At 68.6% G+C, this 3,187-nt stretch carries 3 protein-coding genes and 1 pseudogene; 1 reads left to right on the top strand and 3 read right to left on the bottom strand.

The window, feature by feature from the left end:
* Positions 1-22: 22 nt before the first annotated feature.
* Entirely contained in the window at positions 23-1,060 is a 1,038-nt protein-coding gene (locus P3W75_RS18670; protein WP_276228802.1) for a zinc-dependent alcohol dehydrogenase family protein, read from the top strand.
* A 243-nt stretch (positions 1,061-1,303) separates the two neighbouring features.
* Here P3W75_RS18670 and P3W75_RS18665 read toward each other — a convergent pair whose 3' ends face one another.
* The 3 genes and pseudogenes from P3W75_RS18665 to P3W75_RS18660 all read right to left on the bottom strand — a co-directional run bounded on the left by P3W75_RS18665 (position 1,304) and on the right by P3W75_RS18660 (position 3,149).
* A complete protein-coding gene (locus tag P3W75_RS18665) occupies positions 1,304-2,170 on the bottom strand; it encodes a cache domain-containing protein (RefSeq protein ID WP_430765385.1) in 867 nt (288 codons plus the stop codon).
* Positions 2,171-2,464 (bottom strand): annotated as a pseudogene (locus P3W75_RS31920) (methyl-accepting chemotaxis protein); the annotation flags it as partial.
* A gap of 208 nt (positions 2,465-2,672) precedes the next feature.
* Positions 2,673-3,149 (bottom strand): ester cyclase, encoded by a 477-nt coding sequence (locus P3W75_RS18660; RefSeq protein ID WP_276228800.1) that lies wholly within the window; start codon positions 3,147-3,149, stop codon positions 2,673-2,675.
* Positions 3,150-3,187 lie beyond the last annotated feature (38 nt).

The following is a 3,187-nucleotide window of genomic DNA, read 5'->3' as shown; positions in this document are numbered from 1 at the left end:
TTCCCGAAACAGGAGTCCGGCCATGAAAGCCCTGGTCTACCGCGGTGTCGGCGACATCGCCCTGGAAGAACGTCCCGATCCCGTCCTGCAGGCCCCTGGCGACGCCGTGGTGCGCCTGCTGCGTACCACCTTGTGCGGCACCGACCTGCACATCATCAAGGGTGATGTCCCGGCCTGCCGCCCCGGGCGCATCCTCGGCCACGAGGGCGTGGGGGTGGTGGAACAGGTCGGCTCGGCGGTCAGCCAGTTCAAGCCCGGCGACCGCGTGCTCATCTCCTGCATCAGCGCCTGCGGCAAGTGCGACTTCTGCCGCAAGGGCATGACCTCGCACTGCCGCACCGGCGGCTGGATCCTCGGCCACCTGATCGATGGCACCCAGGCCGAACAGGTGCGCATCCCCCACGCCGACACCAGCCTCTACCACCTGCCGGCCGACGCCGACGAAGAGGCCATGGTGATGCTCAGCGACATCCTCCCCACCGGCTACGAGTGCGGCGTGCTCAACGGCCGCGTGCAGCCTGGCGGCAACGTCGCCATCGTCGGCGCCGGCCCGGTGGGCCTGGCGGCGCTGCTGACGGCGCAGTTCTACTCGCCGGCGCGGATCATCATGATCGACCTCGACGACAACCGCCTGGAGGTGGCGAAGCGCTTCGGCGCCAGCGACTGCCTGAACGCCGCCGACCCGCAACTGCTGGACAAGGTGCGCGCCCTGACCGATGGTCTGGGCGTGGACAGCGCGGTGGAAGCGGTGGGCGTGCCGACCACCTTCAGCCTCTGCGAAGACCTCATCGCCCCCGGCGGCGACATCGCCGTGCTCGGCGTGCACGGGGTGCCGGTGCAGCTGCACCTGGAGCGCCTGTGGTCGCACAACATCACCCTGCGCACGCGCCTGGTGGACGCGGTGACCACGCCGATGCTGCTCAAGAGCGTGCAGGCCGGCAAGCTGCAGCCCGAACAGCTGATCACCCACCGCTTCGCCCTCGACGACATCCTCCAGGCCTACGAGACCTTCGGGCAGGCGGCGAAGAACAAGGCGTTGAAGGTGATCATCGAGGTGTAGGCGCGGGCTCCTGCGCGGCTGCTTTCGTAGTAGCGAGCTTGCTCGCGAACGATGTTTCCCGGCGGCGGTGGTGTCCGGGATTGACTCCGCTCCCTCTCCCCAACCCTCGGCTGCGCGCCCCGCCCTGAAGGGAGAGGGGGCTATCCGTGCTTGCGGGAATGAGTGGTGTTCGCCGGTGACGCCGAATTGGCCAGCAGCGTAGGGCGAATAACCCGCCAGGGTTATCCGCCGTTTGGCCGATCGTCAGCCCCCCGCCTGGGCCAGCTCGAAGCTCAGCCGCAGCGACCAGGCCGCCTCGCTCTCGCCCACGCGGATCGGTTGCAGCAGGTCCACCCGCGCGCCTTTCTGCTGGTGCCAGGCGCGGCCCTGGGCGATGGCGCTGAAGGCTTCGGCCGGCAGGTCGTTGGCCTTGCCGCCCAGGCGCGCGGCGTCGCGGTGGGTGACCCAGGTGCCGGCGTTGGACAGCAGCTGGTAGTGGCCGTTGCCCATCGGCGTCAGGCGGCCGAGGGTTTCCTGCAGCTGCTGCAGGGTGTAGTCGGCGCCGAGGATGCCGAGGAAACGGCCCTGGTGGTACATCGGCGACATGAACGAGGTCATCAGCACGGTGCTGCCGGCCACGGTGTACTCGTAGGGTTCCATGAACACGTCGCGGCCCTGGTCACGGGGCACCTGGTACCAGTCGCCGGAGCCGTCGTGGCGGTCGTAGCCGACCAGGCACTCGCGCTGCGGCACGCCGCCGCCGCGGTTCCAGTAGGCCATCAGGCGGCCGGTGGCGTCGTGGCCGGGGGCGTTGACGAACTCGGCGTCGCGGCCGTCCAGGGCGTTGGGCTCGCAGCCGCAGGCGAAGGCCAGCAGCTCGGGGTTGCGGCTCAGGTATTCGTGCATCACCGCGTCCACCTGCTCGCGCTGCGGGCCGAGGTTGCGCGACTTGAGGCCGACGATGAAGTGCTTCAGGCCGTAGAGCGCGGTGGCCATCACCGCGAAGCGCGCTTCCAGGCGCTGCGCCTCGCTGGCCAGCAGCACGCGGGCGCCGTCCAGCAGGCTGGAGTGCTCGGCGCGCTCGACGTCGGCGAGGGCCTTGGCGCTCTCGCTGCGGATCGAGGCGACCACGTTGCCGATGTCGGCGGTGGCGTTGGCCGATTGGGTGGCCAGCCGGCGCACCTCGTCGGCGACCACGGCGAAGCCGCGTCCGCTCTCGCCGGCGCGGGCGGCCTCGATGGCGGCGTTGAGGGCCACCAGGTTGGTGTTCTTGGCGATCTGCTTGATGACTTCGGAAACCTTGCTGATCTCGGTCCAGCGCAGGTTCAGGTCGGCGATCAGCAGCTTGACCTGGTCGATGGTCGAGCGGGTCTGGTCGGTTTCGGCGGTCTTGGCCGTGGCCGGGCGTTCGAGGGTGCTCTGCATGATGGGTTACTGCGTTGAGAGGTTTGGGCAGATGGAAGCAGGGGCAGTTCTACAGGTATTGGCACTGTCCCGTGGGACATGAGCTTTCGGCGGGAGCAGGGTCGTGGGATGGGGGGAGCGCAGCGATACCCATGCTGCCTGCGCGAGGCTCGATGGGTATCGCTGCGCTCAACGCCATCCTACGTGGGTACAGTCGGTCGTAACCCGCTTACCAGCCCAGTTGCTTGTGCAGGCCGAGGGCGTCGTAGTAGTCGCCCTGGTAGACGATCTTGCCGTCCTTGACCTTCACGTAGCTGACCCCGTCGAACGACAGCGGCTTGTTGGTGGCCGGGGTCTGGGCGTCCCAGGCGCCGGTGTTGGTGCCGCTGAAGGTCCACTGGAAGGCGATGCCGTCCTTGCCGACGATGGGCGTGCCGTTCATCTTCCACTTCAGGTCCGGGACCGCGCCGACGAAGACCTTGATCACATTGTCGCGCGCGGCTTCGCGGCCTTTCTGCGGGGTGCCGACGGTAACGTCGAAGTACTCCGCGTCCTTGGCCAGGTAGCCGGCGGCCTTCTCGGCGTCGTGGGCGTTCCACGCCGCCATGTAGGCGTCGACGATCTGTTTCGGCGTCTGACCGGCCTGGGCCAGGCCGGCGAGGGACAACAGCGACAGCAGGTAGAACGCTCGGATGAGGTAACGCATGCTTGCCTCCGTTGCGGGCGAACCCGCGGGGTCAGGGC

This window comes from Pseudomonas citronellolis (assembly GCF_029335315.1).
Lineage (GTDB): Bacteria > Pseudomonadota > Gammaproteobacteria > Pseudomonadales > Pseudomonadaceae > Pseudomonas > Pseudomonas citronellolis_A.
The sequence above is the reverse complement of the archived record's forward strand: the minus strand, read 5'-3'. Positions and strand labels throughout refer to the sequence as shown.

Excerpts from the sequence above, each read along its gene's own strand:
- P3W75_RS18670 (WP_276228802.1), top strand. The coding sequence starts at position 23 with ATGAAAGCCCTGGTCTACCGCGGTGTCGGCGACATCGCCCTGGAAGAA.
- P3W75_RS18660 (WP_276228800.1), bottom strand. The coding sequence starts at position 3,149 with ATGCGTTACCTCATCCGAGCGTTCTACCTGCTGTCGCTGTTGTCCCTC.